General features: G+C 38.9%; 6 protein-coding genes. 1 reads left to right on the top strand and 5 read right to left on the bottom strand.

Annotation, left to right across the window (positions count from 1 at the left end; translation table 11 throughout):
• On the top strand, positions 1 to 678 hold a 678-nt coding region (locus tag ACNPNW_RS05670), incomplete at its 5' end, for an IS6-like element IS1008 family transposase (protein WP_448766690.1).
• A gap of 90 nt (positions 679 to 768) precedes the next feature.
• Here the strand turns inward: ACNPNW_RS05670 and ACNPNW_RS05665 are convergent.
• The 5 genes from ACNPNW_RS05665 to ACNPNW_RS05645 all read right to left on the bottom strand — a co-directional run.
• Positions 769 to 1071 (bottom strand): putative quinol monooxygenase, encoded by a 303-nt coding sequence (locus ACNPNW_RS05665; RefSeq protein WP_004897265.1) that lies wholly within the window; start codon positions 1069 to 1071, stop codon positions 769 to 771.
• A 333-nt stretch (positions 1072 to 1404) separates the two neighbouring features.
• A complete protein-coding gene (gene fghA, locus ACNPNW_RS05660; protein ID WP_448766691.1) occupies positions 1405 to 2235 on the bottom strand; it encodes an S-formylglutathione hydrolase in 831 nt (276 codons plus the stop codon).
• Between the two features lie 228 nt (positions 2236 to 2463).
• Positions 2464 to 3576, bottom strand: a complete 1113-nt coding sequence (locus tag ACNPNW_RS05655; protein ID WP_005105874.1) for an S-(hydroxymethyl)glutathione dehydrogenase/class III alcohol dehydrogenase — start codon at positions 3574 to 3576, stop codon at positions 2464 to 2466.
• 21 nt (positions 3577 to 3597) lie between these two features.
• On the bottom strand, positions 3598 to 3873 hold the full coding sequence (locus tag ACNPNW_RS05650) for a metal/formaldehyde-sensitive transcriptional repressor (protein WP_005105873.1): 276 nt from the start codon (positions 3871 to 3873) through the stop codon (positions 3598 to 3600).
• A 577-nt stretch (positions 3874 to 4450) separates the two neighbouring features.
• Positions 4451 to 5128: IS6-like element IS1008 family transposase (locus ACNPNW_RS05645; RefSeq protein WP_448766690.1), on the bottom strand; the 678-nt coding region annotated here is incomplete at its 5' end.

The following is a 5128-nucleotide window of genomic DNA, read 5'->3' as shown; positions in this document are numbered from 1 at the left end:
CAAGGTGAAATCATTCTTTGGGCTGTTCGTTGGTATTGTAAATATGGCATCAGCTATCGTGAACTTCAAGAAATGCTCGCTGAACGAGGCATAAATGTGGATCACAGTACAATTTATCGTTGGGTTCAGCGTTATGCTCCAGAAATGGAAAAACGGTTACGCTGGTATTGGCGTAATCCTACAGATTTACATTCATGGCATATGGATGAGACTTATATCAAAGTGAAGGGGCGATGGACTTACCTGTATCGTGCAGTTGATCAACGGGGTCATACGATTGACTTTTACCTTTCCGCTAGACGGAACAGTAAATCAGCCTATAGTTTTCTAGGAAAGATCTTCAATACGGTGAAAAAATGGCAAATTCCACGGGTCATCAATACAGATAAAGCAGCGACCTATGGCCATGCTTTATCACGATTAAAGCGAGAAGGAAAATGTCCAGTAGATATTGAGCACAGGCAGATTAAGTATAAAAATAATGTCATTGAATGTGATCATGGTAAGTTAAAGCGAATCATCAGGGCCACATTAGGATTCAAATCTATGAAGACTGCTTATGCCACAATTAAAGGTATTGAAGTCATGCGTGCACTACGTAAAGGACAAGCATCGTCATTTTATTATGGTCAGCCTCAGGGTGAAGTGTGTCTAATCAACAGGGTTTTCGGTCTCTAAGCACTTTTTAAAGGGAACATCATCGACTCAAATCACTATTTGCAACAGTGCCAAATTTCAGGCAGCACACTCATACATTTAAGCGTCGGTTTAAGCTGGTAGTTTACTCGCCAAAACATCTACTTTTTCAATAGACGGTGGCTCTGAAAATAGCTCATCGGCCTGAGCCATCAAAGCAGCTGCAACCTTGCCAGATAGATGTGCTTGGCGACCCGCCTCATCAGGAAATGCATCAAATATACCAAATGTTGTAGGTCCAAGACGTAGGCCAAACCACGCAACTGTCGCAGGTTCTTCCATTACAATATGTAAACCGGCTTTAAGGAAAGCTTCCACTTCGTCTTCTTTACCCGGTTTAGCTTCAAGGCGGACATATAAAGCTGTTTTAAGCATGACTAAAACTCCACAATTGACTAGAATTAAAACTGATTCTGACATTGCTAATGTATGCATGTCAGAAAGTTTTGTTGTATAAAAGTTAAAAAAAAATCCCATAGCTGAGCCAAAATCTGTTTTTTTATTCCGACATAATGCTATGAATTTATTCAAGTTAATATCATTAACATTTGAATCAAAAAATCAAGATATGAGATGATTAAATTCAATCTTAGTTATATAAGGATCAATTGACTCTACCTTAGATTTATAAGCTGACCTCTTCATCTGAAAATTATATTGCTCAAGAAGCATTCAAGAACAACATGTACATCCTCATATCTATCAAAGTTATTTAGCTAGGAGTTTGCTGTGAAACTCTATATGTTTCTCTATAAAGCTCGCAATGAAGTAATAGCTATGGTCATACCCTTCTCTTAGGTTAAGTGTCAGAGGATATTCTTGTTCCAAACAAATATCACTAAGAAGCTTAGGCCTTAACTGTTCTTCAAGAAAATCATCAGCTGTTCCCTGATCGACTAAAATAGGTAAATGAACTTCAGCGTTTTTGATTAATTCAATCGCATCATAGCTTTTCCATAAAGTTTCGGTTTCACCTAGGTAGTGTGTAAAAGCCTTTTTCCCCCAAGGTACTTGGCTAGGCGCAACAATTGGTGCAAAAGCAGAAATACTTTCATACAGCTCAGGGTTTTTTAAACCAATTACTAATGCACCATGACCACCCATGCTATGCCCCATAATACTTTGGACTTGATTGGTCGGAAAATTCAGGTCAATCAGATTTCTGAGCTCTTCCACAATATAATCATACATTTTGAAATGCTGTGACCAGGGTGCTTGTGTTGCATTCACATAGAATCCTGCGCCTTGGCCTAAATCATAATCTGCATGATCTGGTACATCCTCTCCACGTGGGCTGGTATCTGGTGCAACAATAATGACTTTATGTTCAGCCGCATACTTTTGTGCTCCGGCTTTAGTAATAAAGTTCTGTTCGTTGCAAGTCAGTCCTGATAACCAATATAAAACTGGCAACTTCTCATCTTTGTCATGAGGTGGCAGATATATTGAGAATTTCATTGAACAGTTTAATGCTATTGACTGATGGCGATACACTTCTTGCGATCCACCAAAAGAAGCATGTTTCTCAATTATTTCCATAATCAATTACCTATGTTGAGCAAGACTTCATGAGAAATCGAGTAAACAAAGAGTCTGACATTCTCCACAGAGAATACTGATAAAGATTTAAAATGTAGGCAGGTTTGTTGAACCTATACATGATGGATACATAGATAGATCTGTTTTACAGATGATGTGCCGTTTTAGAGGATTCCATGCATGTCAATCATGATTCACATGCATGGAGAAGTATAAGGTCTGACGGAATTATTCGTAATGAATTACAGTACGAATTGACTTACCTTCATGCATTAGATCAAAGGCTTCATTGATCTGATCCAAGCCCATGGTGTGTGTCACAAATGGTTCTAATTGAATTTTACCTTTCATGGCATCTTCAACCATTCCTGGAAGTTGCGTACGACCTTTTACCCCACCAAAGGCAGAACCTAACCATCTACGACCAGTAACCAGTTGGAATGGACGGGTAGAGATTTCTTGACCTGCGCCAGCTACACCAATAATTACGGATTGTCCCCAGCCACGGTGTGCACTTTCAAGGGCTGCACGCATCACATTCACGTTACCAATACACTCAAATGAATGATCTACACCCCAGCCAGTCATTTCGACAATTACTTGCTGGATTGGTTTATCGTAATCTTTAGGGTTCAAGAAGTCCGTTGCACCAAACTCTTTTGCCAGCGCAAATTTATCTGGATTCATGTCAACCACAATAATACGCCCTGCTTTAGCTTGACGTGCGGCTTGTACGACTGCCAAACCAATACCACCTAAACCAAAGACCGCAACACTATCACCTTCTTGTACTTTAGCCGTGTTATGTACTGCACCGATACCCGTTGTTACCCCACAACCCAGTAAGCAGACATGTTCGTGATTGGCTTCAGGATTGATTTTAGCCAATGATACTTCTGCCACTACAGTGTATTCACTGAACGTTGAGCAGCCCATATAGTGGTAAATCGGTTGACCATTGTAGGAAAAACGAGTGGTACCATCTGGCATTACGCCTCTACCTTGAGTTTCGCGAACGGAAATACACAAGTTCGATTTTCCAGATTTACAGAATACGCACTCGCCACATTCAGCAGTGTAAAGTGGAATAACATGATCACCTGGTTTGACGCTAGTCACGCCTTCACCAACCTCAACTACAACACCAGCACCTTCATGCCCGAGAATAGCGGGAAAAACACCTTCAGGATCATCGCCAGATAAAGTAAATGCGTCTGTATGACACACACCGGTATGGGAGATCTTAATTAATACTTCACCTTTCTTCGGTGGTGCAACATCAACTTCAACAATTTGAAGAGGTTGACCAGGACCAAACGCAACGGCAGCACGTGACTTCATGGAATAATTCCTTATACAGATCTACTTTAAATATGATTTTAGAATCTTGGCGATTTCAGCCAATTCTTCTTTTCGTTGTTGTTCTGTGGTTTCACCTGATACTAATGTGTCCTTTAAATGAACCTCCAACATTTCATTCATTAAACCATTAATAGCACCACGCACAGAGCATATTTGTTGCAGAATTGCACCACATTCCACATTATCTTCTAACGCTTTTTCAATCGCTTGCGTCTGACCTTTGATCTTTCTGACGCGTAGAAGAATCTTTTTTTTGTCGTCAACCTGATTAGGCATCAGACCTCCTTATTTGCTAGCATTTATACTATAGTACCCCATAGTATAAAAAAAGCAATATTTTTTATAAATCGAAAATTAAAAAGATCTTTAGCGAAAATTTTCTATCCCTGTTTTTAGTTTTTTTAAATTAACATCATAGAGCTTATGCGAAAGTCACAAAAAAAATGGGACTTTTAGCTCCCATTTTTTATTTTGTCTCATGTTCTTTGTAATGCTGTGACCTTTTAGAATTATGTTTCAAATTTTAGCCACTTTGTAGATATTTTGAACGTTTCAAGCCTTGAAAATACTACCGACAGTTTAGATTAAACTGCCTTTACAGACTGTACTAGAATATTTTTAGTGAGCGGATGATATTTATTATTCATTATTTAGGAATTATTAAATCCTATAAATATCATTTATTGGATTAATTTATTTTGGTACTGTGCATATCATCCCCCAGTTAAGAATAAGGAATAACTATGAATAAGATGATGAATGCTCTTATCCTAGAAAATTTTGGTGATCATGAATTTAAACGGCACTGTTGCAAATAGTGATTTGAGTCGATGATGTTCCCTTTAAAAAGTGCTTAGAGACCGAAAACCCTGTTGATTAGACACACTTCACCCTGAGGCTGACCATAATAAAATGACGATGCTTGTCCTTTACGTAGTGCACGCATGACTTCAATACCTTTAATTGTGGCATAAGCAGTCTTCATAGATTTGAATCCTAATGTGGCCCTGATGATTCGCTTTAACTTACCATGATCACATTCAATGACATTATTTTTATACTTAATCTGCCTGTGCTCAATATCTACTGGACATTTTCCTTCTCGCTTTAATCGTGATAAAGCATGGCCATAGGTCGCTGCTTTATCTGTATTGATGACCCGTGGAATTTGCCATTTTTTCACCGTATTGAAGATCTTTCCTAGAAAACTATAGGCTGATTTACTGTTCCGTCTAGCGGAAAGGTAAAAGTCAATCGTATGACCCCGTTGATCAACTGCACGATACAGGTAAGTCCATCGCCCCTTCACTTTGATATAAGTCTCATCCATATGCCATGAATGTAAATCTGTAGGATTACGCCAATACCAGCGTAACCGTTTTTCCATTTCTGGAGCATAACGCTGAACCCAACGATAAATTGTACTGTGATCCACATTTATGCCTCGTTCAGCGAGCATTTCTTGAAGTTCACGATAGCTGATGCCATATTTACAATACCAACGAACAGCCCAAAGAATGATTTCACCTTG

It is taken from the genome of Acinetobacter endophylla, from assembly GCF_053543775.1.
Note: the sequence above shows the minus strand (reverse complement) of the source record. Positions and strands in the feature narration are given on the sequence as shown.

What these genes read in the sequence shown, in the direction of transcription:
- ACNPNW_RS05665 (WP_004897265.1), bottom strand. Translation starts at nt 1,071, where the DNA reads ATGCTTAAAACAGCTTTATATGTCCGCCTTGAAGCTAAACCGGGTAAA.
- fghA (WP_448766691.1), bottom strand. Translation starts at nt 2,235, where the DNA reads ATGGAAATAATTGAGAAACATGCTTCTTTTGGTGGATCGCAAGAAGTG.
- ACNPNW_RS05655 (WP_005105874.1), bottom strand. Translation starts at nt 3,576, where the DNA reads ATGAAGTCACGTGCTGCCGTTGCGTTTGGTCCTGGTCAACCTCTTCAA.
- ACNPNW_RS05650 (WP_005105873.1), bottom strand. Translation starts at nt 3,873, where the DNA reads ATGCCTAATCAGGTTGACGACAAAAAAAAGATTCTTCTACGCGTCAGA.